We start from the raw sequence: 24,039 nt of genomic DNA on the forward strand, positions 1-24,039 counted from the left end.
CTGGCCGAGGGATCCTCCGTGCCGACGGACGGCTGGGACTTCTCCTGGTTCGAGGGCCGGGCCACGGAGGAGCGGCCCTCCTGGGGCTACGCCCGGCTGCTGGACGAGCGGATGGCGCGGGCCGGGGCGGCGCTCGACGTGCAGACCGGCGGCGGGGAGGTCACCGCCACCGTCCACCGGGCTCCCCCGCTGCTGGCCGCCACCGAGGCGTGGCCGCCGAACGTGGCGATCGCGCGCCGCACGCTGGCACCGCTCGGCGGGAAGGTGGTGCAGGTCGGCGAGAGCGACGGGCTGCCCTTCCGGGACGGCCTCTTCGACCTGGTGGTGAGCCGGCATCCGGTGGTCACCCGCTGGGACGAGGTGCGCCGGGTGCTGCGGCCCGGCGGGACGTACCTGTCGCAGCAGGTGGGGGCCGCGACGGTGCGCGAACTGGCCGAGTTCCTGCGCGAGGGACGGCCGGGGACGCGCGCCGCGGCCGCGGCCGCCGCGCCGGACCCCCTGGCCACCCGGTCCGGGAGCGCTCCGACGACCGCGGTGGCCGTCGCGGAGGCGGCCGGCCTGGAGGTGCTCGACCTGCGCCAGGAGGCGCTGCGGATGGAGTTCCACGACATCGCCGCGGTGGTGCACTTCCTGCGCAAGGTGATCTGGATCGTGCCCGGTTTCACCGCCGGGGAGTACCGCGACCGGCTGGCCGTCCTGCACGACTTCATGGAGCGGCACGGCCCCTTCGTCGCGTACGCGCAGCGCTTCCTGATCGAGGCGCGGAGGCCGGAGCGTGGCTGAGGGCACCGCCGCCGGTCCGACGGCGGCGCAGCGGCGGGTGATCGAGGCCGCCGACCCCGCGACGGGACGGCTCAAGGGCGCCTCCGCCCAGCTGGCGGCGCTGGTCCGGCTCGGCCTGGCGTTCCGTCATCCGCGGCCGCCGCACGACTGTTACCTCACCCCGGCGGGCCGCCGGCTGCGGGACCGGGCCGCGGCGGAGCCCGAGACGCGTCCGCAGCCGCAGCCGCAGCCCGAGGACCCCCGGGCGGGCGTGTTCACGGCCCGGCTCGGCGGGGAGAGCGACGACCCGCCGCGCACCGCGGAGGTACGCGGTGCCTGGCAGGGACTGGTGGAACTGCGCCGGATGACCAACCCGGACGCCGCCCTGGACCGCCCCTGCGGCTGGGAACGCTCGCACCTGCTCCAGGCGGCGGCGATCGTCCTGGAGGCCGCCGGCTGCCGCCCGGCCGGGCCGCGCGCCGAGGGCTACCGCGTCGAACCCACCCCGCAGCCGGAGGCGGTGGCGGTGCGGGCGGCCGACGCCGGGCTGCTGCGCGCCTGCGAGGAGGCACTGGACTCCTCCGGCTGGCACGCGGGCGCGTACACCGAGCCCCGCACCGGCGTCCGGTACCTGCTCGCCTCCCCCCGGCGCCGCTAGCCGGCCGCCGGGCGCGCCGCCCCCGCCCGCACCGCCGCGGCGTACGCTGCGGCACCCGCGTGCCGCACGCCCCTGCCTCCGCTCCCGGAGAACCGCGTGGAGCGCCCCGGCCCGCCCGGTCAGGGTCGCGGGATGAGCACGCGCACCTTCCGCATCACCGTCCGCGGCGTCCTCGACGGGCTGGACACCGGTCAGCGGGCGGAGCTCCGGGCCCGTGCCGCGGAGCACGACATGCTGCGCGCCGCGTTCACGCGCGAGGGGCACCTCAGCCACGACGTGGCCGCGCGGCCCGCCTTCACCTTCCGTCTCCTGGCCTCCGGCGAGGCGGAGGAGGACGTCCTGGAGGCCTCCGAGCACGCCGAGGAGGCCGCGAGGCCTGGCTGACCGGCCGCGGCCACGGATACAAGCACCTCCGCTCCCAGGCCGAGGACCTCTCCCGGGCGCCCCTGGGCAAGCGGCAGCGGCAGACCGCCCGGCAGCAGGGCTGAGGGCACGCGGAGGCCGGCCGGCAGCGGGACCGGCCGTCCCGCGCCGCGGCCCGGGCGCCTCAGCCGCCGTCCCCGGTCAGCCACTCGGCGAGGACCGCCGTGTGGCTGACCGCCGGGTCGCGCGTCGCCGTCAGGAGGGTCACCGGCCCCGCGTCGGCCAGGGCACGCAGCCGTTCCGCCGCCTCCCGGTGCGCGTCGTCCTCGAGTTCGGCGAGGTAGCGGCCGCGGAACTGCGCGTACCGCCCGGGATCGTGCCCGTACCACCGGCGCAGCGCGTCGGTGGGAGCGACCTCGCGCAGCCACGCGTCCAGACGGGCGTCCTCCTTGCCGAGGCCGCGCGGCCAGATGCGGTCGACGAGGATCCGCGCTCCGTCGTCGGGGGAGACGTCGTAGACCCGGTGCTGGGTGATCTGCCTGTCCATGGTTCCACTGTGGCGGCCCGTGCCGGTGCCGCCAGTCGGAAATGCCGGTGCGCCGGGCGGGGCGGCACTGGGATCATCCCGGCATGCGTCCCCTTCTCGAACAGATGGTCCTGCGCCGCGCGTTCCGTCTGCCCGCTCCCGTCGGCCGGCCGGGTGACGGCGCCGCCGTGGTCCGGCAGCTCGACTCCGCTTTGCTGTCCGCCGGCTTCACGCTCTCCGGCGAGCTGCGGCGGCACCTGGCCGCGCTGGACCCCGGGGTGCTGGAGCCGATGGCGGGGCGCACCCTGGCCACCGTTCGCGAACTGGTGGGCGATCACGTGCGTCACAACGTGTACTTCAAGGACTTCCCGGCCGGCGTGCCCGACACCGTGGAGTTCTGGCACCGCTGCCTGACCGAGGCGCTCGCCGGCGACCGGTCCCGGCCCGGCGTGCTCGCCCAGCTCCGCGACGGCGTGCTGAACCTGCTCAGCCTGCCGTCCTACGGCACGTACCGGCACACCTACGAGGAGATGGCGGCCGCCCACGACGAGCTGATCGCCGCCGCCGGTGACCGGATCACCGTGATCCACCTCGGCGGACGCCTGGAGGAGGAGCTCTCCGCGCTCTACCTGTCGCTGGCCGCCTCGCCCGTCCCGCTCGGCGAGGACGGGCTGGAGGACCTGCGGCTGCTCGCCGGGCGCTGCTCGCGCGGGCCGCAGCCGGAGGCGATCCCGGTCCGTGAGAACCGTGCGGTGATCAACGCCGTCCGGGCCGCCGCGGGCGAGGAGCTCCTGCTGGACACCGTCACGGACGTGCTGCGGGTGGCCTGCGCCCTCTCCGGCGCGTCGGTCACCCTGCAGGAGCCGGTGCGGTTCCGCTCCCTGCGGCGGCCGCTGCGCCGCGCCCTGCTCGCCGGGCTGGACCGGGTGGTCGCGGACTCCCCCGCGAAGCTCGCCGACGTGCACCGGCACCGTGAGCGGTGGAAGCGGCTCGGGGAGCGGCTCCACCCGCACGAGCACCCGCGGTGGCCGCACGCGGCGGAGGTGTTCGCGGTGGCGCGCGGGGAGCGGAAGGCCCCGACCTTCGAGAGCCGCGTCGAGAGGCTGCTGGCCGACGGCGACGCGGCCGGGGCGGCGGGGCTGCTGGCCTCCGCGCCGGGCCGCCTGTACCGGGCGCTCGACCGGCTGGTGCTGGCCGCCGGCGGGGAGGCGGAGCGTGAGGCGGTGCTCGACGCCGCCGTACGGGTCGCGCCCGAGGTCTCGGGGCGGGTCCTGCTCTCCGTGCGCGAGCACTTGGAGAACCGGACCGGCCGGCCCGGTGGGCGGCGGGTGTTCCTCAACCGGTCCGGACGTGCCTGGGCGACGGCCGACACCCGGCCCGCGATGCCCCGGGGGACCCGGGAGCGGCTCGCCGCCCTGGCCGACGCGGAGTTGCGGCGCCGCCTTCCGCGGACGGGCACGGTGGTGGTGGACCCGGCCGTGCTCGACGTCGCGCTGCCGCTGAGCGGGAAGGACGTCTCCCCGGGCCTGGGCGTGCTGCCACGCGGCTCGACGTCGGCGGTCGACGGGGAGCTGCTGCGGTTCTTCACGTACTGGAGGCAGACGGAGCGGCGGACCGACCACGACCTGGCCGCGCTGCTCCTGGACGAGGACTACCGGACGCTGACCTGGCTCGACTGGACCGCGCTGACCGCCGTCGGCGGCGCCCACTCGGGGGACGTCACCGACGCGCCCGAGGGCGCCTCGGAGTTCATCGACCTCCGGCTCGCCTCGCTCGAGGCGAAGTTCGTCGTGCCGATGGTCCACGTCTACAGCGGTGAGGACTTCGGGCAGGTGGCGGAGTCCTTCTTCGGCTTCATGCTGCGCGACGCCGCGCAGGCGGGGGCGCCCTTCGAGCCCCGCACGGTCCGGATGAAGTCGGAACTGCGGGGTCCCGGCCGGGTCGCGCTGCCGCTGGTCTTCGCGCACGACGGGCACGGCGGCTGGTACGCCAGGTGGATGCACGTCCACCTCAAGGGCCACCCGGAGGCCAACCAGGCCGCCGGGCACCGGGTCTCGGCGGGCATGCTGGTGCGCGGCGTGGTCGAGCGCAGGTCCCTCACCGTGCGCCACCTGACCGGGCTGCTCGCCGACAACGGTGTGACGGTGGTCCCGTGGGACGGGGGGACGGCGCCGGACGGCCCGGTCACCTTCGTCGGCCTGGCACGGCCGGAGGGACTGCACCCCGAGGCGCGCGTGATCACCCCGGAGAATCTCCGCGACCTGGTCCCGGCGTAGCTGCTAGGGTGACGGGCACGGCGAGGCCATGACGGGGCTTCCTTCTCAGACTCCAACTGACCGCTAGTCCCGTCGCTTTCCTCGCCGTTCCTCATGCCCTCACGCGCTCGGGGCGCGTTCCGCGTCGTAGGCGACCCTGGCCCGGGCGATCGTGGTGCGGTGGCGTTCCGCCCAGTCGGTGAGCCGCAGCAGGGTCTCGTACAGCTCCCGGGCCACCGGGGTGATCTCGTACTCCACCCGGGGCGGGACCGTCGGGTGGACGGTGCGGGTGAGCAGCCCGTCGCGCTCCAGGTTGCGCAGCGTCAGCGTGAGCATGCGGCGGCTGATGCCCGTGACGGCGCGCTCCAACGCGGTGAAGCGGATGGGTCCTTTGGCGGCCGCGACCAGGATGCCGACGCTCCACTTGCCGGAGACCCGGTCCAGCACCTCCTGCACCGGGCAGGCCTCCGCGGTCACTGCCTGCGAGGTAACACCGGTGTTCCGCTGGGACATGAAAGTGCCTCCTTACGCCGGACCTCCATGGTCACCCACGATGTACTCCGTTACAAGTCGTGCGCCATGGACCGCGCGGGGAGTCGCCGTCATGTCGCTGCTCAAGCCTTCGTCCCACGAGGACACCGACCTGTCCGCGCGGAGCGCCCGTTCGCGTCCGCTGTCGCTGCTGGTCCTCTGCGCGGGCGCGCTGATGACCATCCTCGACGGCAACATCGTCACGGTGGCCATGCCCGCGGTCCAGCGCGATCTCGGGTTCTCCGCGCCGGGGCTCGCCTGGGTGGTCAACGCCTATCTGATCCCGTTCGGCGGGCTGCTGCTCCTGGCCGGCCGGCTGGGCGACCTGCTGGGCCGCAAGCGGATGTTCACCTCGGGACTGGCCGTCTTCACGGTGGCGTCGGTGCTGTGCGGCGTGGCGGGCGGCCCAGCGCTGCTGGTCGCGGCGCGTGCCCTCCAGGGCGTCGGCGGGGCGATGACCACGGCGGTGGTGCTCGGCATGATCGTCGCCCTGTACCCGGAACCGCGCGAACAGGCCCGCGCCATCGCGGTCTTCAGCGCCGTGGGCGCGGCCGGGGCGGCGCTGGGCACCTTCCTCGGCGGGGCGCTCACCCAGGCCGCCGGATGGCACTGGATCTTCCTGATCAACCTGCCCGTCGGGGCCGTCGCCTGGTTCGCGGCGGTGCGGGTGCTGCCCGCCGACCGGCCCGCCGCACCGGTCCGTTCCGCCGACTGGGCGGGTGCGGTGCTGGTCACCGGGGCGCTGATGACCGGCGTCTACGCGATCATCGGCTCCGGTGGGCGTACACCGGGCGCCACGCTCGTCCTGGCGGCGGTGGCGGTGGCGCTGCTCGGCGGGTTCGCCCTGCGCCAGAGCCGGGCGGCCCATCCGCTGCTGCGGCTGGGCGTCCTGCGCTCGCGCACCCTCAGCGGGGCCAACGGCACGCAGGTCCTGATGCTGGGCACCATGTACGGCTTCCAGTACATCGGCACCCTGTACCTGCAACGCGTGCTCGGTTACGACGAGTTGTCCACCTCGTTCGCCTTCCTGCCGGCCCCGCTGCTGATCGGCGCGCTGACGCTGGGCCTGGCCGCGCGCCTGGTGGGCCGGTTCGGGCCCTACCGGGTGCTGCTGGCGGGGCTGGCCCTGGCCACGGCCGGCATGGCCCTGCTCGGCCGGGCTCCGGCGGACGGGTCGTACGCGGCCGACGTGCTGACGCCGCTGCTGATGCTGTCGGCGGGGTTCGCGGTGGCCATGCCGGCGCTGACCGGTCTGGCCATGGCGGGGGTGACGGAGGAGGACGCCGGCCTGGCGTCCGGACTGTTCAACACCACGCAGGTGGTGGGTGGTTCGCTGGGGCTGGCGGTGCTCACCACTCTGGCGGCGGGCCGCACGCAGGGACTGCTGGGCGAGGGCGTGCCCTTGGTCGCCGCCACGGCGGACGGCTACCGGCTGGCGTTCGCGGTGGCCGCGGGCCTGGGGGCGGCGGCCCTCGCCCTGGCGGCGGCGACCCTCCGGCCGGGGCGTGCGGACGGCTGAACGACGTCGGCGAGGGGCCGGGACCGGCCCGGGGCTCCCTCCCCGCCCGTGCGTCGCGCCGGCGCACGGGCGGGGAGGGAGCGGTGCGGCGCACGGGCGATATCCGGTACCGCCGCCCGGCCGGCCCTGGAACGCTTCACCCATGAGCCCGCGACGCGTCAGATCCAGCCTCTACGTCTCCGTGGACATCGAGGCGGACGGCCCGATCCCCGGCCCCTACTCGATGATCAGCCTCGGCGCCGCCGTGGCCGGCCGGCAGGACGCCGACGGCTTCACCGCCGCCGATCCCGAGGAGCACACGTTCTACCGCGAACTGCGCCCGATCTCCGAGGAGTTCGACGCCCAGGCGCTCGCGGTGAGCGGCCTGGACCGGGAGCGGCTGTGCCGGGAGGGCACGGACCCCGCGACCGCCATGGCCGGGTTCACCGCCTGGGTGGGCGAGGTCTCCGCGGGCTCCCAGCCGGTGGTCTGCGGCTATCCGGTCGCCTTCGACTGGATGTTCCTGTACTGGTACCTCGTCCGCTTCACCGGCGGCAGCCCGTTCGGCCACTCCGGCTGCATGGACATGAAGACGCTGTACGCGACGAAGGCCGGCACGCCGCTGCGGGCGGTCGCCAAGGGGACCATGCCCCGGTACCTCCTGTCGCGGCGCCGGCACACCCACCACGCGCTGGACGACGCCGTCGAGCAGGCGGAGCTCTTCGCCAACCTCATGCGGTGGGAAGGCCCCGCCTCCTGATCAGTCCTCCCCCGCCGCCAGCCGGGCCAGCCGCCGCGCCTCGTCCCGGGTGGAGCGGGCCACGGCGTCCTCGTCGACGGTGAGCAGCCGCCCGTTCTCCACCACCGGGACGCCGCCCACCAGCGACAGCGTCACCGGCGCCGCCGCCCCGAGCACCAGCGCGGCCACCGGGTCGGCGATCGAGGCGTGGGCCAGGGTGTCCATCCTCCACAGCACCAGGTCGGCGAGCTTGCCGGGCTCGAGGGAGCCGATCTCCGCCTCCCGGCCCAGCACCCGGGCGCCGCCGTGGGTGCCCAGCCGGAGCGCCTGGCGGGCGGTGAGGGCCGCCTCGCGGTGCCGGCCGAGGCGGTTGACCAGGAGGGCGTTGCGGAGTTCGGTGTGCAGTTCCCCGGACTCGTTGGAGGCGGTTCCGTCGACCCCGAGGCCCACCGGCACCCCGGCGGCGAGCATGTCGGGCACCCGGGCGATCCCGGCGGCCAGGCGGGCGTTGGAGGAGGGGCAGTGGGCCACGCCGGTCCCGGTGCGGGCGAAGGCGGCGATGTCGGCGTCGTTCATGTGCACGCAGTGCGCCATCCAGACGTCCTCGCCGAGCCAGCCGGTGGACTCGAAGTAGTCGGTGGGGCCCATGCCGAAGAGTTCGTGGCAGAACTTCTCCTCCTCCACCGTCTCCGACCCGTGGGTGTGCAGCCGGACCCCGAGCCGGCGCGCCAGCTCGGCTCCCTGCCGCATGAGGTCGGTGGAGACGGAGAACGGGGAGCAGGGCGCGACGGCGACCTGGGTCATCGACCCGAACGAGGCGTCGTGGTGGGCGGCGACCGTCTCCTCGGTCGCGGTGAGCGCCCCGTCCAGGCTCTCCACCGCGAAGTCCGGCGGCAGTCCTCCGTCCGACTCGCCCCGGTCCATGGAGCCGCGGGCCAGCGTGAAGCGGACGCCCGTCCCGCGGGCGGCGTCGATGATCGCGGCCGACAGGTCGCCGGTGCCGCGGGGGAAGACGTAGTGGTGGTCCATGGCGGTGGTGACGCCGCCCCGTGCCATCATCGCCAGCGAGCCCTGCGCGGCGGCGCGCACCATCGGCTCGTCGATCCGCGCCCAGGTCGGGTACAGCGCGACCAGCCAGTCGAAGAGGTTGTGGTCGGTGGCCAGGCCGCGGGTGAGCCACTGGTAGAAGTGGTGATGGGTGTTGACCAGGCCCGGGGTGACCAGGTGCCCGGTGCCGTCGACCCGGCGGACCACGTTCTCCAGCCCCTCGGGCGCCTTCCCCTCCCCCACCGATTCGATCACCTGGCCGGCCACGACCACATGGCCCGAGGCGTACTCCGTGCCGTGGGCGTCGACGGTCGCGACGGCGCAGTTCTCGATGATGGTGCGGGCCGGCTGCTGGGCTGCGGACGCCATGGGTCTGTCTCCGGGGGGTGTGCGGTGGGTCGGGGGTTTCAGAGGTTGGTGAGTTCGGCCGGGATCCTGGCCTCGGCTCCGTCGCGCAGGACGGTAGCCTCGATCAGGCCGTAGGGGCGGTCGGCGGCGAAGTACACCTCGTTGTCGTTCTCCAGCCCGAACGGCGAGAGGTCGACGAGGAAGTGGTGCTTGTTGGGCAGGGAGAGGCGTATCTCGTCGATCTCCGGGCGGTTCTCGATCACCCGGGAGCCCATCCCGTAGAGCGTCTGCTGGAGGGAGAAGGAGTAGGTCTGCGCGAACGCGTCCAGCAGGTGGCGCCGGGTCTCCCGGTAGGAGGCGTCCCAGTCGGGCGCGGTCTCCCCCTCGGCGTCCGCCCAGGAGTACCGCCAGCGGGTGGAGACGTCGGTGGCCAGGATCCGGTCGTGGGCCTCGGGCAGGGTGGTGTACCGGTCCTTGCGGTAGCCCCAGAACTCGGAGTCGGTCGAGTTGAGGACGGTCAGGTCCTTCAGCCCGGCGACCACCTCGGTCCCCTCCCCGTCGTGGACCACCTGGGCGACCCGGGTGCCCCCGCCGGTACGGGCGAAGGAGTGCTGGGTCCCGGGTCCGCCGATGCGCTCCCAGGAGTACTCCTCGATCCTGATCCGCGCCCGGCGGATGGGTTCCTGGGAGGTGACGAAGTGCCGCGCCAGCAGCAGCCCGAACTCCTCCGGAGAGCTGATGCCGTGCTCCTTGGCGAAGGCGTAGACCGTGTTCTTGGTGGTGTCGGTGGGCAGCACGTTGGCGTTCGAGCCGGAGTGGTGGACGTCGTCCATGTCGCCGGAGAGCGCGACGGAGACGTTGAGGTCCTTGATGTGGTGACGGTCGCCGTCGCGGGTGATCCGGACGACGCGGGTCTCGGCCTTGCCGTACTGGTTCTGGCCGAGCCGTGCGGTGCGGGCGGGGTTCTCGCTCATGGTGCTAGCTCCCTCGGTATACGGAGTAGCCGAACGGGTTGAGGAGCAACGGGACGTGGTAGTGCTCGCCGGCCTCGACGGCGAAGGCGACCGCCACCTCGGGGAAGAACGCGGCGCCCTCGCGGCGCGCGCCCGCGTGGTACGGCCCGACGTCGAAGACGAGCCGGACGTGGGTGGCGCCGGGAGGCGGGGCGGGCAGGTCCTGGCAGCGGCCGTCCGCGTCGGTGGCGGACCCTCCCAGCACCCGCCAGGGCTCCTCCGGGCCGGTGCGGGCCGACACGGCGACGGCCACCCCGGCGGCGGGGCGGCCGAGGCTGGTGTCGAGGACGTGCGTGGACACGGTGGCGGTGGTGTCGCCGGACGTCATGGGCGTGCGTCCTCCTCGGGCGGGCCCTCCTCGACGAGGCGGGCGAGACGGATGCGGTTGATCCTGCCGAGTTCGGTGCGGACGGCCTCGCGTTCGGCCTCCGGCGTGTTGCCGAGGCGGGCGCGGGCGGCGTCCCGCATCTCCTCGGCGGTGCGCCCGGTGGCGCAGATCAGGAACACGTGGCCGAACCTCTCCTGGTAGGCCAGGTTGAGCTCCAGCATCTCGGCCCTGAGCGCCTCCGGCGCCCCGGCCATCCCGCGCTGCTCCCGCGCGGAGACCGGGTCGCCCGGCTCGGGCCGGCCGATCGGCGGGTGCCCGGCCATCGCCTCCGCGAGGCCGGCGGCGGTCAGGGCCGCCGTGGCCGCGTCGTTGGCGGCGTACAGCGCCTCGGGGCCGGCGTAGGGACGGCGGCCGAGCAGGTGTTCCGCCCAGGCCCCGGAGGCGCAGATCCCGCGCAGGACGGCCCGGGCGGCGTCCTCGTCCATCGCGTTGAACCGGGCGAGGCCGGGGGCGGGCGGCGTCGGGGTACTCGCTGTCACATCCGGCAGCCAACCCCACCGGGCCGCCGGGCGTCAACATTTTGTTGAAGGTGAGCCGGTCAGCCGTCCGCCCGGCCCAGGGGGAACCGGACCCACTCCCGCCAGCGGCGGCCGTCGAAGACCACCAGGTCGACGGCCGCCACCCGCTCGGCCAGCGGCAGGCAGGGGGCGAGCGCCGCCTCGATGAGGTCGTGCTGTCCGGCGTCGCCGGTGTTGGCGACGGTGACGTGGGGGTCGAGGTCCCCGAACAGGCCTCCGTACGGGGTCCGCCCCGGCCAGCGCGCGGTGACGGCGGCGGTGAGCGCCCGCAGCGGGGCGTCCGGTTCGGGACGCAGCCAGAGGACCCCGGGGAAACGCCGGCATCCGGCGAACCGGAGCTCGAAGGGAGGGTGCGCCGCGAACTCCTCGGCGAGGGCGGCGCGCACCTCGCGGTCCACCCGCTCACGGTGCAGGAACGGGAAGAGGACCGTCGCGTGGGCGGTGCCGCCGTGGCGCGCGGCGGTGTCCCAGTCGCGCCGCCAGGGGGCCACCAGGCGGTCCAGGACGGGCAGCGCGACGCTCAGCGAGGTCGTCCCGGCGGCGACGGGCCACGCCTCGTCCTCGCCGCCCGCGGCGACCGCGTCCGCCTCCGCCGTCCCGCTCCCCGCCGTCCCGGTCCCCGTCGTCTCCCGCACGCGTGTCACCCTAGCCGCCGGGCGGGCGGCTCGGGCGGCGTGCGGCCCCGGGCGGTGTGGGGTCCGCCGGGGGCGGCCGCCGCCGGCGCTCACCGGACGCCGCGGCGCTCCTCGTTGGCCCGGTTGAGATAGTTGTAGACGGTGAACCGGCTGACGCCCAGCGCGGTCGCGACCGTCTCGACGCCGTGCCGGACGGCGAAGGCACCACGGGCCTCCAGGGCGCGGACCGCGTCCTGCTTGGCCTTGCGGTCGAGTTCGGCGAGCGGTCTGCCCGCGGCGCGTTCCATCGCGGCCAGGACGTGGTCCAGCGACTCGGCGAGCTGCGGCAGCCGCACGGCGACCGCGTCCGCCCCGCCCCAGCGCAGCACCACGTCGTCGGGGCCGGCCTCCTCCGGCGGCAGCAGCGCGGCGCCCATGGCGTCCGCCAGCGGCCTCAGCGCGACGACGAAGTCCTCGGCCGCGCCCCTCCCGGCGCTCACCCCGCGGCCCCGTCCGCCGTCCCGGCCCCTGTGGCTCCGCCGACGACGTTGACCTGGAGGGTGACCCGCGTGGCCCCGGCCGCCAGGGAGCGGCGCAGCACGGCGTCGACGGCGGCGAGCACGGCGTCCGCGCCGCCCTCGGCGGTGTTGCCGAAGGGTCCGACGTCCACGGAGTCCAGCCCTTCCGCGGCCTCGACGACCTCCCGGGACGCGACCGCGTGGCCGGGGACCTCGTCGAGGTCGAACGGCTCGGTCGTGAACTCCACCCGCAAACGCATTCCCGCCCCCAGCGCACCCAGAGCACCGGGCCGGCCCTTCCGCCCGGCCCGGCGGCGACTCTAACCGACCGCCGCCGGATCCCGGGCCCACGGGCCGGGCGGCCGGCCGGACGCGGGAGGGGACGCCGCACCCGCCTCCGTCACCGACGGTGCCGCCGCGGTCGCAGGGGCCGGCGGTCGGGCCCGTGCGCCTGGATCGGCGGACCGGACCGCCGGTGCCGCCGCCGCGTGCGGTGGAACGGATGTCCGGCGCGGAGGTCCGGTCGTGGCGCCGTGGGGGCGGACCACGGCCCGCCCGAGGTGCGCGTCCGGCCCGCCCGCAGCAGCCTGGGGACATGAACGGACCTGACATCGTGGTGCACCCGCCGGGCCTCGACGGCTCCCGCCGGGTCACCCTGGACGACGAGCCGCTGGGCGTCGCCTCCCACCTGGACGACGTCCGCGAGATCCTCCGGCTGGCCGACCTCGACGTGGGCGACGTGGAGACCGGCGACCGGATCGACTGGCAGGGCGGGGGCCCCGGCGAGTGGCCCGGGCTGGAGGAGCACCCCAACCTCAAATGAAGCTCTGAAAGCGCCCCCCGCCCTTCAACCGGCTTGACTCCAGGGCTCATTGTTGTCCGCACGAGGTCCGCCGGCACGGGGGCGGCGGACCTCGTTCCGGCCATCCCGACGGCGGCGGCCGCACGCGGGGCGGAGGGCCGGGCCGCGCGGGCGGCCACCGGCCGTCCGGCGCGCCTCTCTGCCGGACGGGACCGGACCGGAGCCGGAGCCCGCCGGGAGCCGGGACGTCCTTCCCGCGGTGCGCGAACGCCCTTCCGCCGTGCGGGGCCGGCGGAGGAGCGGAGCCGAAAGGGCGTCAAGGGACGGACAAACGGCCTCCGCCGGGAGCACCATGGGAGTCCGACCGCATCACGTCCTGGAGTGGCCATGTCCGAGAAGGTTCCGGTGCGTTGCCCGGCCTGCCGGCGCGAGCACGTCTACCGGGTACCGGCGTTCCCCTGCGCCTGCGGTACGCCCGTGGCCCCTGCGCTGGACGTCTCGGGCGAACCGGCGCAGCTGACCCGGCGGGTCTGGCAGGAGAGCTGGGTGACCGTGCCCTGCCCCCGCTGTTGCCTGCGCACGCAGTGGCCGTGGCCCGAACTGGGCTGTCCCTGCGGGGTGGTGCTGCGGCTCCCGGTGCTGAGCGCGGAGGGCGCGACCGGCCCTTCGGCGGGCCGGCCGGCCTTCCAGCCGGTGACCATCCGCACGCCGCTGGACGCGGTGACGGCGGCCGCGCTGTACCTGCGGTGGCTCGGGTACCCGGACGTGCGCCGGGCCGACCAGCGGCCGCCGTCCGGCATCGGCCTGGCGGCCCGCGGCCTGGTCGCCCACGTCGACCCGGGCACCGGGCCCTCGTCCACGCGCGAGGTGGAGTGCCTGTGGCTGACGGCGATGACCGAGTCGGCACGGGGCGTCCACTTCTCCCTGGCCGGGTACGACCGGCCGGCCCTGGAGCGCGCCGGGCAGCTGGAGATCCCGCTCTTCCTCCTCGACCGGACGGGCACGCCGCAGGCCGTCAACGACGCCGCGGACGCCTTGGCCGAGGGGTGACACCCGGCCCGACGGGGCACGGGCGGGCCGCCGCGGTCACCGCGCGGACGTTCCCGGCCCGCGGGGCCGGGCGGCCTCCGCGGCGGCGGTGAACCTCCGCGGCACGGCCTCCCCCGGCAGCCGGAGGGCGCCGGAGGGGACACGGCGGCGCGTCGGGGTGCCACCGGCCGCGTTCCTGGCGTGCCCGGGCGGGTTCAGGCCCGGCCGCCGTCCGGGCGTGCGCGCCCGGCGGCCTCCGGCCGCCGCCAGAGGCACGGGCGCCGGCCCGGGAGGCGGTCCTGCCGGCACGCGGCGGGACGCGCCGGCCGCCGGGTGCGACACCACCCCGGGCGCACTGCCCGAAAACGGCATTCGGCCTGAGTTCGCCCTTTCCTTTTCCCCGCTTTCCCTTACGCTCCGGACGCCCGGCGTTGTGGGACCAGGCCCGCCCGAACGCCGTCCGACGCGTCGGAGCCGTTGCTTACCATTGGCCGGAACACGACATTCGAGGGGAGCGGTGACCGTGCCACACGACTTCCAGTACCTCGCCGGCCGCCGCTCCGACCGGACGAACGAACAGGTCATCGGCCAGGAGGAGTTGCTCGCCGCGGCCCGGCGAAGGCTCGAGCGGGGCGGCGGTGTGCTGCTCCACGGACCGGCCGGAATCGGCAAGTCGACGGTCCTGCGGGCCCTGGCGGCGGAATACGCCGGGAAGTCGCGGACGGTGCTGCGCTGTTCGGCGACCGAGTCGGAGTCCCACCTCCCCTTCCTGGCCATCGCCGACCTCCTCGCTCCCGTCCTGGACCGGGTCGCCGACCGCCTGCCGGCCGCCCAGCGCACGGCGCTGGAGGCCGCGCTCACCGGGCACGGAGATACGGTGCTGCAGCCGGACGGTCACCACGGGCTGGCCCTGCGGCTGGCCGTGCTGGCGGCCTTCCGGGCCCTGGCGGCGCAGGGGCCGGTGCTGCTGGTCGCGGACGACCTCCAGTGGCTGGACCGGGCCAGCACCGAACTCCTCGGGTTCGCCGCCCGGCGGATCAACGGCAGCCGGGTGCGGATGCTCTGCGCGCTGCGCACCGGGAGCCCCGGCGGGCTGGACGTCGGCACCTGCCTGCGCGGTCTGCCGCACGACTCCGAGGCGCTGCGGGTGGCCCCGCTGCAGCGCGCGCAGATCTCCGTCCTGCTCGCCCGTCGCGGCCACCGGTCGCTGCCCCGCTCGACCGTGCGCGCCATCGGCGCGGCCAGTGACGGCAACCCGATGTTCGCGCTGGAACTCGGCCGCGCGCTGGCCGAGAGCCCGACACCGCCCCGGCCGGGAGAGCCGCTGCCGGTCCCGACCTCGCTGAGCGCCCTGCTCCTCGGCCGGCTGGACCGGCTTCCGGCCGAGACCCGCCGGACCCTGCTGGTCGCCGCGGCGGGTGCCCGCCCCACGCTGGCGCTGCTGCACGCCGCGGGACGGCCGGACGCCGAGGCGGACGTGGAGCGGGCCTGCGCGCTCGGTGTGCTGGTCGCCGACCCGGAGAACCGCACCGTGAGGTTCACCCATCCGCTGGTGCCGTCCGCGCTGTACGCGGCGGCCGACGGCCCCGAACGGCGGGCCGTCCACACGGCGCTCTCCCGCGTGGCGTTCGACCCGATCGAGCGCGCCCGGCACCTCGCGCTGGCCACCGCCGGGGCCGATCCGGAGGTCGCCGCCCGGCTCTCCGAGGCGGCCGGACTCGCCCGCGACCGGGGCGCCCCGTCGGTGGCGGCCGCCCTGGGCCTGCTGGCCGCGCGCCACGCCCCGGAGGCGTCCCCGCGCTCCCCCACGGCCCACTCCCCCGACACGCACCGGCTGCGCGCCGCCGAGGACGCGCTGACCGCCGGCGAGACCGATCTGGCCCGCGACATCGCCCACGACGTGCTGGGCCGGGCCACCGGGGCGGCCGAACGGGTGCGCGCCTGGATGGTGGTGATCGACTCGGCCGGCCAGGCGATGGCGGAGGTGGACGCCGCCCTCCCCCAGGCGCTCGCCGACGCGGGGGACGATCCCCGCCTGCTGGGCCTGGTGCACCATCAGCTGGCCTGGCAGGCCCTGCTGGTGGAGGGCGACAGCCGCCGCGCCCACGAGGAGGCGGCGCGCGCCGCGCGGCTGGCCGCCGCGGGCCGGGACCGCCGGACCGAACTGCTCGCGCTGGCCTTCCAGGCCCACATGGAGGTGCTGCGCGGCCACCCGGACGCCCCCGCCACGATCGCGCGCGCCCTCGACGCCCCGCAGGACGAGGCGGTGGCCTGCGACCCCAACGGGGCCGGGGCGGTGCACTGCCGCTGGATGCTGATGGGCGACCGGCTGGACGAGGCGCGGTCCACCGTCACCGCCCTGCTGCGCGGCGCGCGGCGGCGCGGCATGGTCGAGGCGGAGGTGCAGTACCTGCGGCTGCTCGCCGAGACCGAGTTGCGCTCCGGGCACTGCGGGCGGGCGCTCGACCTGGCCCGGGAGGCGCTGCGGCTGGCCCGTGACACCGGGATCGGCGAGGCCGCGGCGGGGGCGCTGGCCGCGCTCGCGGAGGCGGCCGGCGGTGACCCGGCGCGCGCCGGGGAACTGGCCGAGGAGGCGGTGCGGACGGCGGAGCGCGACGGCGACCAGATCTTCCTGGCCCGTGCCCTGGCGGCGCTCGGCCAGGTGCGGCTGGCCGCGGGCGACCCGGCGGACGCGGTGCGTGTGCTGCGCGGGGTGCGGACGCTGGAGGCCGGGGTCGGCATGGACGACCCGGCCGGGGGCCGCTGGCACGGTGACCTCGCGGAGGCGCTGGTGCGTACCGGGGAGACCGCCGAGGCGCGGCGGCTGGTGGAGGAGACCCGGGTCCGCGCGGCCCGGTTGGACCGGGAGGGCGTGCTGGCGGTCCTGGACCGGGCGGAGGCGCTGGCGCTGGCCGCGGAGGGCGATCCGGACGGGGCGGAGCACCTCCTGGGGCGGTCGCGGGACCGGCTGGCCCGGCTCGGCCGGCGGCTCTCGGAGGGGCGCACCCTCCTGGCGCTGGCCGAGGTCCGCAACGCCGCCGGACGGAACGGGGCGGCGCCGCTGGAGGAGGCGGCACGGCTGTTCCGGCGCTGCCGGGCGCTGCCGTGGCTGCGGCGGGCGGAGGCCGTGGCGCACGCGGCCCACGCGGCCCCCGCCCCGGCCGGCGACGGCCGGGACCGGACCGGGGCGACGGCGCTGGAAGGGCTCGCGGCGATGGAGCGGCAGGTGGCCGGGCTGGTCATGGAGGGGGCCACCAACCGGGAGATCGCGGGGCGGCTGTTCGTGAGCGTGAAGACGGTGGAGGCGACCCTCACGCGGGTCTACCGGAAGCTGGGCATCCGCTCCCGCGTCGACATCGTCCGCCTCACCGCGGGCCGCGCGGGCGGCTGACGGCTCCCGCCGCCCCCGCACACCCCACCGCTCCCCGCCCGCCGCCTCCCGGCGGCGGCCCGGCCCGCGAGCGGTCGCTCCGCCCCGCGCGTCGGTGAGCGGGGCGGACGCGCGAGGGGCGGACCGAGGGAGGGAAAACCCTCGGTCCGCCCCCGCAGGGCAGTCCCTCATGTGCGCCGGGTGGGCATCCTCCTAGGCTGACCTGGACCCCGGACGGGCCGAAGACCGGGGGGCGTTGCGGACGACCACGAGCGACCCGCAGCGCCCCCCATCCAGGTGGGGAAGGGCTGTCACCTTCCTCCCTTCCGGTGCTTGCCTCGGCCGCCGCCCTCGCCGCCGAGGTTGCCGGGGTCCACGCCGGACGACGGCGACGAGGAGGCGTCCATGCCCGTGGCCTCGAAGCCCTCCGTCTCGATCCGCTCCTTGCGGACGCGGCCGGTGACGGTCTTGTTCTGGACCCGCTCCTCGGTGGTGAGCCGGACCCTCTCGACCGGGACCACCTCGGTCTCGACCACGGGCCGCTCGGAGTGGAGCGTCACCTCGTACTCCGCCTCCTTCAGCGGCTCGCCGGAGAGCGCCGACGAACGGTTGGCTTCGGTGATCGGCTCGCGGACGACGCGGACCTCCTCGTAACGCAGCGGAACGCTCTGCTGCACCTCTTCCGTGTCGACGTACTTGTGCAGCCTGGCCCGGCCGCTCTCCTGACGCTCGACCCGTACGTGCATGCGCTCCTCGGAACGCGTCATGGCGTTCTCGGCCGTCTCCCGGCCGAGGTCGCCGCCGGCACGGGCGCGGGTCTCGGAGCCCGTGCCGCGTCCCTCGGTGCCGAGGCCGCGGCCCTCCGCGCCGGTGGCGCGCGCCTGGGCCCGGCCGGTTTCGTCGGCGTCCCCGGCCTTGCGCCCGCGTGCGGACGCCTTGCCGGTGATGCCTCCGGCCACACCCCCGGCCGCCCCCGCGGCTCCGGCCGCACCGGCCGTCCCCGCGTCCGTGCCGCTCCGGCCGGCCGCGGAGGTCCGGCCCTGGCCCTGCCCCTGGCCCGTGGACTGCTCCCACGGCTGGTCCCACTGGACGCCGTAGTACTCGTACAGACGGTGCTCCTCCTCGCGGGAGAGGTGACCGCCGCTGTCGACGACGACGTCGGGGGCGTCCTTGACCTTGTCCTTGGTGTACGGCACCTCGAGGTGGTCCTCCACCACCGTGGCGTCGCGGATCGGGACGAACGTCTCGTTGCCGCCGAAGAGGCCGGTCTTGACGCTCACCCACTCCGGGCGGCCGGTCGCGTCGTCGAGGAACACGTGCTTGGCCTCGCCGATCTTCGCGCCCGTGCCGTCGTACACCGGATGGTCGAGGACGGCGGGGATCTGGTCTCGGGTGATCATTTCATCACCCTCCTTCCACACTCGGCTCGCCCCACGGGTAGACGCGCACAAAAGTTATGAAACGGTCTTTCAGCCCCGATCTCGCCCGATTCCCTGCCCATCCGGCGGAAAACCCGGCCGCACGACGCTTGGCCCCGGGCGGAACGGGGAACCGGGTCGCACTGTGCGTACGACCGACGACGCCGCGCACGCGCTCCCTTCGGGCGAGGAGCCGGTGCGGCGCATCCTGGTGACCGGGTGGTTCAGCTTCCTGCACGGGGAGGCCACCGCCGGGGACGTGCTGGCCCTGGAGCGGGTCCGCGAGGTGCTCGGCGGGGCGGGACTGCCCCACGACGTGGCCTGGAGCCCCGGTTTCCGGCCCGGGGCGCTCTCGCTCGAGCGGGCCGACCCGGCGTCCTACTCCCACCTGGTCTTCGTGTGCGGGCCGGCGCACGGGTGGCAGATCGAGCAGCTCCACCGGAGGTTCGCGGACTGCGTGCGGATCGCGGTCGGGGTCTCGGTGGTCGACCCGGCGTCCGCGGCGGTGCGCGGTTTCCACCGGGTGCTGGCGCGGGACGCCGCGGGGGCGGCGGCCCCCGACCTGGCGGCCCGCGCCCCGGTCCAGGAGGCCGTGCCGGTGGTGGGGGTGATCCTCACCCACGGTCAGCACGAGTACGGCGGGCGGCGGCTGCACGAGGCGGTGGCGGCCGCCGTCACCGAATGGCTGGCCGGGGCGGACTGCGCGCGGATGGAGCTGGAGACCCGGCTGGACGCCCGGGACTGGCGGCTGGCCTCGACGCCGGGACAGCTGGAGTCGGTGCTGCGGCGGCTGGACGTGGTGGTGACGGACCGGCTGCACGGGCTGGTGCTGGCCCTGCGGTCCGGGGTCCCGGTGGTGGCGGTGGACCCCGTCGCCGGAGGTGCGAAGGTGTCGGCGCAGGGGCGGGTGTGGGGCTGGCCGGCGGTCGTGCCCGGGGAGCACGTGTCCCCCGCGGCGCTCGACCGGTGGCTGCACTGGTGCCTCTCGGCCGAGGGCCGCGACACCGCGGCGGCCGTCGCGGGCTCGGCGCCGCGGGACCCCGCCGACGCGCTGCCGGGAGCGTTGCACCACGAGAGGTGAGGCGGGGGCGCCGCGCGCGGTCGGCGGGTGGTCGCACGATGGCGTGACGACCGGCAGCACTCCGCCGAACCACCGCCGCGCCGGGCGGAACTCCGCGGACGTCGCCTTCGCCCGGGGGATGGTCCCGCACCACCACCGGGCCGTGGAGACGGCCGGCCGGGCGGGGCCGGACGAGGTGAGGGACCTCGCCGCGGAGATCAAGAAGGCCCAGGGGCCGGAGATCCCCGTCCTCTCCGGTCCGGGCTCGGCCCGAGGGCCGCGGTCAAGGTGGCGCTGGCCGCCGACACCGTCTCGATCGCGGTGATGGAGGCGGTCGACAGCGGGATCATCGCCCTGGTCCCCGGTGCGATGGACGCCCATCTGTCCGACGGCCTGTTCTGGGGCGCCCTGCTGGGCGGCTTCGGGGTGGCGTTCCTGGTGACCACCCCGCTCAACAAGTGGATGATCGGCCGTGGCAAGGGCCACGCGGTCGTCCACGGTCCCCACTGACCACGCCGCCGGCGCCCGCTCCTCACCCGGTGTACCGGCGGGCCCGCGAGGTCCGTTGCGAGGCCTCCAGCAGCGCGAGCCGGGACTCCACCGGGGCCGGCAGCACCCGCCGCTCCCGCAGCACCCAGGGAAGGCCCGCCGCCGCCAGGGCGAACCCCCGCACCGACGCCGCGTCCCGCGGCACGGTCCGCGCCAGGTGCAGGGTGCGCCGCAGCGCCGCGCGGACGGGGCGCCGCAGCCAGGTGAACCAGAGGGTGTTGCGGATGCCGTGCGTGCGCCGCAGCGTGGAGTCCCGTGCCGTGGACGCGCGGTGGTGGATGGTGAGGGAGTCCGCGTACACCAGCCACCACCCGGCCGCGGCGAGGTCCGCGGCGAGCAGTTCCTCCTCCCCGCCCAGCCAGAGCCGGGGCGAGAAGCCGCCCGCCGCCCGGAACGCCTCGGCGCGCAGCACCGTCGCCGCCGCGAGGAACGAGCCCAGCGCGGGCCCGGGCAGCCGGTCGGGTCCCGGGACGGGCGAGTCGCGCAGTTCCCCGACGATGGGGTCCTCGGCCCCGCCCGGTTCCACCAGGATGCGCGCCGTCACCGCCCCGACGTCGGGGAAGCGGTCGAGGAGGTCGGCGGCCCCGCTCAGCGAGCCCGCCTCCCACCAGGTGTCGTCGTCGCAGAACGCGACGTAGGGCGTGGTGACGTGGCGCACCGCGAGGTTGCGCCCGACCGCCCCGAGGTTGCGGCCCGGCCGCAGCAGCCGCACGCCGGGGTGGTGGAGGGCGACCGCGGCGGCGGTGCCGTCGGTCGAGGCGTTGTCGGTGACGATCACCCGCGGCCGTTCGGGAAGGGCGGCCAGCCGGCCGAGGGTGTGCAGGAGTTCGTCCCGGCGGTTGTGCGTGATGATCACGACGGTGACGCGCGGGTCGGGTCCGCCGGGACGCGGCGGGCCGGGGTTCACGCGCGGCCTCCGTCCAGCAGCCGGGCGGCGCGTTCGACGTGCGGCGGCAGCGGCGAGCGGGCCCGCAGGGCGCCGGGGAGCCGCAGCAGGGCCTCGCGCAGCGCGCGCCGGGCCGGACCGTCCCGCCGTGCCTCGGCGGCGAGTTCGCCGGTGCGGGCCAGGGCGAGGGGAAGGGGGCGGCGCAGCCAGGCGGTCAGCAGCTCGTTGCGCCGCTGGAGCGCGGTGCGGTGGGGGCGGGGCGCGGTGGCGGGGTGGTGGTGGGCGACCACGTCGGGGCAGTAGGCGACGCCCCAGCCGCGTGCGGCGAGGTCGTAGGCGAGCAGCGTCTCCTCCGCCCCGAAGAAGAGGACGCGGTGGTAGCCGCCGGCGTCCAGGTAGGCGGTGCGGCGGACGACGGCGGCGCAGCCGAGGAAGCCCAGCACCTGGGTGCCGGGCAGGTCGGCGGCCGGGCCCAGCGGGGAGGCGGCGAGCACGTCGTTCACGGGGTCCTCGGTCCCGTTGGGGCCGACCAGGGTGCGGGCGGCGAGGAGGCCGAGCCGGGGGTGGGCCTCCAGGTGGCGCACGGCGGTGGTGAGCGCGCCGGGCGCCCACCAGGAGTCGTCGTCGCTGAAGGCCACGTAGGGCGTGCCGAGTGCCCGCACCCCGTGGGTGCGGGCGGTCGCGCCCTGGTTCTCGGCGAGGGCGACCACCCTGACCTCGGGGTGGTCGCGGGCGATCATCCCGAGGGTGCCGTCGCGGGAGGCGTTGTCGACCACCACCAGCGTGGGCCGTTCGGGCAGTGCGCGCAGGCGGCGCAGGGTGCGGGCGAGGCTGTCCCGGCGGTCGCGGGTGGCGATCACCACGCCGACGGCGGAGCCGGGGCGTGCGGGCGGGGGCTGGACGTTCACGGCGTTCCGGTCGTCACGCTCGCACCGGGCACACCGGGCACACCGGGTGCCGCGGCCCGTCCGGTCGTTCCGGCCGGGGCGGGGAGCCGGTCGAAGGCGGCGAGGACGTCGTCGGCGGTGATCCGCAGCAGGGCCGGGTCGGGGCGGCGGGCGTGCGGGTCGCCGGGCGGGCCGGGGTGCCAGAGGACCTGGTGGCGGCGGTGGGCGGGCGGCCCCCACCGGCTGGGCGGGGTCGGCCCGAAGAGGGTGACGGACGGGGTGGCGTGGGCGGCCGCGAGGTGGGCGAGGCCGGTGTCGCCGCTGATCACGGCGCGGGCGCCGGCCACCAGGGCGGACAGCCGCGGGAAGGGCGGCCCGCCGCCGAACCGGTCGTCTCCGGGCAGTCCGGCGCGGTCGGCGACGGCGGCCACCAGGCCGTCCTCCCCGGGGCCTCCGGTGACGACGACCCGGTGACCGCGCGCCCGCAGCGCGGCGGCGACGGCGGCGAAGCGGTCGGCGGGCCAGCAGCGGGCCGGGGAGCCCGCGCCGGGGTGCAGGACGACCGCGCCGGGCGCCCAGGAGGCCGCGGGCGGGCGGTCCAGCCGGAGGTCGGCGGGGTCGGCGTCGAGGCCGTACCAGGAGAGCAGGCGGCACCAGCGCTCGCGTTCGTGCTCCTCCGCGTGCCACTCGGGGCCCGCGATCCGGGGGGTGTCCGGGTGGGCGAAGGCGAGGAGGCGGGCGGGGCGCAGGGCGGCGAGGAGGCGGTGGCTGAGCGGGCCGTTGCCGTGCAGGTCGACGGCGAGGTCGGGCGGCGGCCCGGTCCAGTCGAGGGCGGCGGGCACGGCCCGGCCCGGCGCGGATGCCGGCAGCAGGCGGTCCACGGCGCCGGACGCCTCGGCCACGGCGGCGAGCGGGGCGGGCGCGGCCAGGACGATCTCGGCTTCCGGGTGGGCGCGGCGCAGGGCGCGCAGGGCGGGGATCCCGGCGAGCAGGTCGCCGAGGCCCAGGGCGCGCAGCACCAGGACGCGACGGGGGGTCACCGGGCGCCTCCTGCCTCTGCCTCCCGGGCGGCGGCCACGGCGGCCGCGGCCCGGGCGGCGAGCCGGGTGGAGGAGCGGCCGTCCAGGTAGGGCAGCAGGACGGCCTGGCCGCCCCATTCCTCCAGCAGGGCCGCCTCGGGCAGGTCCGCGCCGGCGTAGTCGCCGCCCTTGACCCACACGTCGGGCCGGAGCCGGGCGAGGAGCCGCTCGGGGGTGTCCTCGTCGAAGACCGCGACGGCGTCGACGCAGGCCAGCGCCTTGAGGACGCGGATCCGGTCGGCGAGCGGGTTGACCGGGCGTCCGTCGCCCTTGCGGCGGCGGACCGAGGTGTCGGAGTTGACGCAGACGACCAGGCAGTCGCCGAGGCGGCGGGCCTCCTCGAGCAGGCCGACGTGGCCGGCGTGCAGGAGGTCGAAGCAGCCGCCGGCCGCCACCACGGTCCCCCCGGCGGCGCGGACCCTCTCCGCGAGGGCGCGGGGGTCCTCGGCGCCGAGGCGGGCGGGGAGCGTCCCGCGGGGGTCGTGGACGCGGACGTGCGCGCGGGGCGGGGGGCGGTCCGCGGTCCCGCCCGCCGGTTCGCAGCCGATCGCCCCGGCGGCGCCGGCGGTGACGAACTCGGTGGCGGTGGCGACGGCCCGGGCCACCGCCTCCTCGACGAGCGCGCCGTCGGCCAGGCGTCCGGCGGCGGTGGCGGCGAACCGGTCGCCGGCGCCGCAGGGGTCGCCGGGGTGGGCGGCCGGGGCGGGGAAGAGGAGCGGGTTGTCGCCGTAGGAGAGCAGGGCGCCGCGCGGACCGAGGGTGACGACGACGGCGGCGGCCCGCCAGGCGCGGACCAGGGCGGCGGCTCCCCGGGAGAGGGTGCGCAGGTCGTCGCCGGGGCCGCCGTCGGCGAACAGGCGGGCCTCCTTCTCCGCGGGGGTGACCAGCCGCGTGCCCGGGACCGGGACGGCGCCGCGCGGGTGCGGGTCCCACACCTCGGGCGGCCGCTCGGCCAGGACGTCGCGCAGCGCGTCGGCGGCGCCGCGGCCGTAGTCGGAGACCAGCACGGCGTGCGCCGACCGGATCGCGGCGCGGGCCGCGTCGGTGGCGCCGGCGGCACGGCCGTCGCCCCGGTCGACGCGGGCCACGGGCCGGTGCTGGGCGAGCAGCCGGGTCTTCTCCGGCAGCGGGCCGGTGACCGGCAGGGCGATCACCCGCACCCGCGGTTCCAGCAGCCGCCG

General features: G+C 76.6%; 23 protein-coding genes and 3 pseudogenes. 12 read left to right on the plus strand and 14 right to left on the minus strand.

From position 1 onward, the window contains the following. The 3 genes and pseudogenes from A2U95_RS03015 to A2U95_RS03025 all read left to right on the plus strand — a co-directional run. A partial coding sequence (locus A2U95_RS03015; RefSeq protein WP_206282808.1) for a class I SAM-dependent methyltransferase occupies positions 1-783 on the plus strand: 783 nt, incomplete at its 5' end. After that, positions 776-1,420 carry a hypothetical protein gene (locus A2U95_RS03020; RefSeq protein ID WP_166020683.1) on the plus strand — a complete coding sequence of 215 codons (645 nt, stop codon included), beginning with the start codon at positions 776-778 and terminating at the stop codon, positions 1,418-1,420. The genes A2U95_RS03015 and A2U95_RS03020, both read left to right, overlap by 8 nt. Before the next feature lie 132 nt (positions 1,421-1,552). Continuing rightward, positions 1,553-1,908: pseudogene (locus A2U95_RS03025) on the plus strand (DUF6204 family protein). Between the two features lie 59 nt (positions 1,909-1,967). On the opposite strand, the gene A2U95_RS03030 reads toward A2U95_RS03025, so the two are convergent. After that, positions 1,968-2,330, minus strand: coding sequence for a DUF488 domain-containing protein (locus A2U95_RS03030; RefSeq protein ID WP_166020684.1), 363 nt, complete (start codon positions 2,328-2,330; stop codon positions 1,968-1,970). An 83-nt stretch (positions 2,331-2,413) separates the two neighbouring features. On the opposite strand from A2U95_RS03030, the gene A2U95_RS03035 reads away from it, so the two are divergent. After that, the gene (locus tag A2U95_RS03035; RefSeq protein WP_166020685.1) at positions 2,414-4,585 is read left to right on the plus strand and encodes a hypothetical protein; all 2,172 of its coding nucleotides are present in this window, start codon (positions 2,414-2,416) and stop codon (positions 4,583-4,585) included. Positions 4,586-4,684: 99 nt separating this feature from the next. Here the strand turns inward: A2U95_RS03035 and A2U95_RS03040 are convergent, their stop codons facing one another. After that, entirely contained in the window at positions 4,685-5,077 is a 393-nt protein-coding gene (locus A2U95_RS03040) for a winged helix-turn-helix transcriptional regulator (RefSeq protein WP_166020686.1), read from the minus strand. A 91-nt stretch (positions 5,078-5,168) separates the two neighbouring features. On the opposite strand from A2U95_RS03040, the gene A2U95_RS03045 reads away from it, so the two are divergent. Further along, positions 5,169-6,614, plus strand: coding sequence for an MFS transporter (locus tag A2U95_RS03045; RefSeq protein ID WP_240957178.1), 1,446 nt, complete (start codon positions 5,169-5,171; stop codon positions 6,612-6,614). A gap of 142 nt (positions 6,615-6,756) precedes the next feature. Next, positions 6,757-7,353: a 3'-5' exonuclease gene (locus A2U95_RS03050; protein ID WP_166020687.1), complete on the plus strand. Its 597-nt coding sequence runs from the start codon at positions 6,757-6,759 to the stop codon at positions 7,351-7,353. On the opposite strand, the gene A2U95_RS03055 is transcribed toward A2U95_RS03050, so the two are convergent. The 7 genes from A2U95_RS03055 to A2U95_RS03085 form a co-directional block, all read right to left on the minus strand. Beyond that, a complete protein-coding gene (locus tag A2U95_RS03055; protein ID WP_166020688.1) occupies positions 7,354-8,748 on the minus strand; it encodes an 8-oxoguanine deaminase in 1,395 nt (464 codons plus the stop codon). 38 nt (positions 8,749-8,786) lie between these two features. Then, positions 8,787-9,701, minus strand: a complete 915-nt coding sequence (gene pucL, locus A2U95_RS03060; protein WP_166020689.1) for a factor-independent urate hydroxylase — start codon at positions 9,699-9,701, stop codon at positions 8,787-8,789. Between the two features lie 4 nt (positions 9,702-9,705). After that, positions 9,706-10,068 carry a hydroxyisourate hydrolase gene (uraH, locus tag A2U95_RS03065; RefSeq protein WP_166020690.1) on the minus strand — a complete coding sequence of 121 codons (363 nt, stop codon included), beginning with the start codon at positions 10,066-10,068 and terminating at the stop codon, positions 9,706-9,708. Further along, positions 10,065-10,553 carry a 2-oxo-4-hydroxy-4-carboxy-5-ureidoimidazoline decarboxylase gene (gene uraD / locus A2U95_RS03070; RefSeq protein ID WP_206282937.1) on the minus strand — a complete coding sequence of 163 codons (489 nt, stop codon included), beginning with the start codon at positions 10,551-10,553 and terminating at the stop codon, positions 10,065-10,067. The genes uraH and uraD overlap by 4 nt, the downstream gene beginning before the upstream one ends. Positions 10,554-10,666: 113 nt before the next feature. Beyond that, positions 10,667-11,281: a 2'-5' RNA ligase family protein gene (locus tag A2U95_RS03075; protein WP_166020692.1), complete on the minus strand. Its 615-nt coding sequence runs from the start codon at positions 11,279-11,281 to the stop codon at positions 10,667-10,669. An 89-nt stretch (positions 11,282-11,370) separates the two neighbouring features. After that, positions 11,371-11,697: a helix-turn-helix domain-containing protein gene (locus A2U95_RS03080; protein ID WP_166024754.1), complete on the minus strand. Its 327-nt coding sequence runs from the start codon at positions 11,695-11,697 to the stop codon at positions 11,371-11,373. 59 nt (positions 11,698-11,756) lie between these two features. Next, positions 11,757-12,038: a hypothetical protein gene (locus A2U95_RS03085; protein ID WP_166020693.1), complete on the minus strand. Its 282-nt coding sequence runs from the start codon at positions 12,036-12,038 to the stop codon at positions 11,757-11,759. Between the two features lie 335 nt (positions 12,039-12,373). On the opposite strand from A2U95_RS03085, the gene A2U95_RS03090 reads away from it, so the two are divergent. The 3 genes from A2U95_RS03090 (at position 12,374) to A2U95_RS03100 (ending at position 17,000) form a co-directional block, all read left to right on the plus strand. Beyond that, positions 12,374-12,601, plus strand: a complete 228-nt coding sequence (locus A2U95_RS03090) for a hypothetical protein (protein WP_166020694.1) — start codon at positions 12,374-12,376, stop codon at positions 12,599-12,601. Between the two features lie 366 nt (positions 12,602-12,967). Then, the gene (locus A2U95_RS03095; protein WP_166020695.1) at positions 12,968-13,630 is read left to right on the plus strand and encodes a hypothetical protein; all 663 of its coding nucleotides are present in this window, start codon (positions 12,968-12,970) and stop codon (positions 13,628-13,630) included. A 496-nt stretch (positions 13,631-14,126) separates the two neighbouring features. Further along, positions 14,127-17,000, plus strand: coding sequence for an ATP-binding protein (locus A2U95_RS03100; protein ID WP_420856952.1), 2,874 nt, complete (start codon positions 14,127-14,129; stop codon positions 16,998-17,000). A gap of 290 nt (positions 17,001-17,290) precedes the next feature. Here the strand turns inward: A2U95_RS03100 and A2U95_RS03105 are convergent, their stop codons facing one another. Beyond that, a complete protein-coding gene (locus A2U95_RS03105; RefSeq protein WP_166020696.1) occupies positions 17,291-18,379 on the minus strand; it encodes a DUF2382 domain-containing protein in 1,089 nt (362 codons plus the stop codon). Between the two features lie 163 nt (positions 18,380-18,542). On the opposite strand from A2U95_RS03105, the gene A2U95_RS03110 reads away from it, so the two are divergent. The 3 genes and pseudogenes from A2U95_RS03110 to A2U95_RS03120 all read left to right on the plus strand — a co-directional run. Then, positions 18,543-19,478 (plus strand): polysaccharide pyruvyl transferase family protein, encoded by a 936-nt coding sequence (locus A2U95_RS03110; RefSeq protein WP_420856953.1) that lies wholly within the window; start codon positions 18,543-18,545, stop codon positions 19,476-19,478. 85 nt (positions 19,479-19,563) lie between these two features. After that, positions 19,564-19,716: pseudogene (locus A2U95_RS32420) on the plus strand (DUF305 domain-containing protein); the annotation flags it as partial. A 17-nt stretch (positions 19,717-19,733) separates the two neighbouring features. Then, positions 19,734-19,967 (plus strand): annotated as a pseudogene (locus tag A2U95_RS03120) (DUF4396 domain-containing protein); the annotation flags it as partial. Between the two features lie 22 nt (positions 19,968-19,989). Here A2U95_RS03120 and A2U95_RS03125 read toward each other — a convergent pair. From A2U95_RS03125 to rfaE2, 4 genes are all read right to left on the minus strand, one after another. Continuing rightward, complete coding sequence (locus tag A2U95_RS03125) at positions 19,990-20,913, minus strand: glycosyltransferase family 2 protein (RefSeq protein WP_166020697.1); 924 nt, start codon at positions 20,911-20,913, stop codon at positions 19,990-19,992. Further along, positions 20,910-21,800, minus strand: coding sequence for a glycosyltransferase family 2 protein (locus tag A2U95_RS03130; protein WP_240957179.1), 891 nt, complete (start codon positions 21,798-21,800; stop codon positions 20,910-20,912). The genes A2U95_RS03125 and A2U95_RS03130 overlap by 4 nt, the downstream gene beginning before the upstream one ends. Further along, positions 21,797-22,819, minus strand: coding sequence for a glycosyltransferase family 9 protein (locus tag A2U95_RS03135; protein WP_166020144.1), 1,023 nt, complete (start codon positions 22,817-22,819; stop codon positions 21,797-21,799). Before A2U95_RS03135 ends, A2U95_RS03130 begins: the two co-directional genes overlap by 4 nt. Then, positions 22,816-24,039: D-glycero-beta-D-manno-heptose 1-phosphate adenylyltransferase (rfaE2, locus tag A2U95_RS03140; RefSeq protein WP_240957180.1), on the minus strand; the 1,224-nt coding region annotated here is incomplete at its 5' end. The genes A2U95_RS03135 and rfaE2, both read right to left, overlap by 4 nt.

This window comes from Streptomyces chilikensis, from assembly GCF_001642695.1.
In the GTDB taxonomy this organism is placed as follows: Bacteria; Actinomycetota; Actinomycetes; order Streptomycetales; family Streptomycetaceae; genus Streptomyces; species Streptomyces chilikensis.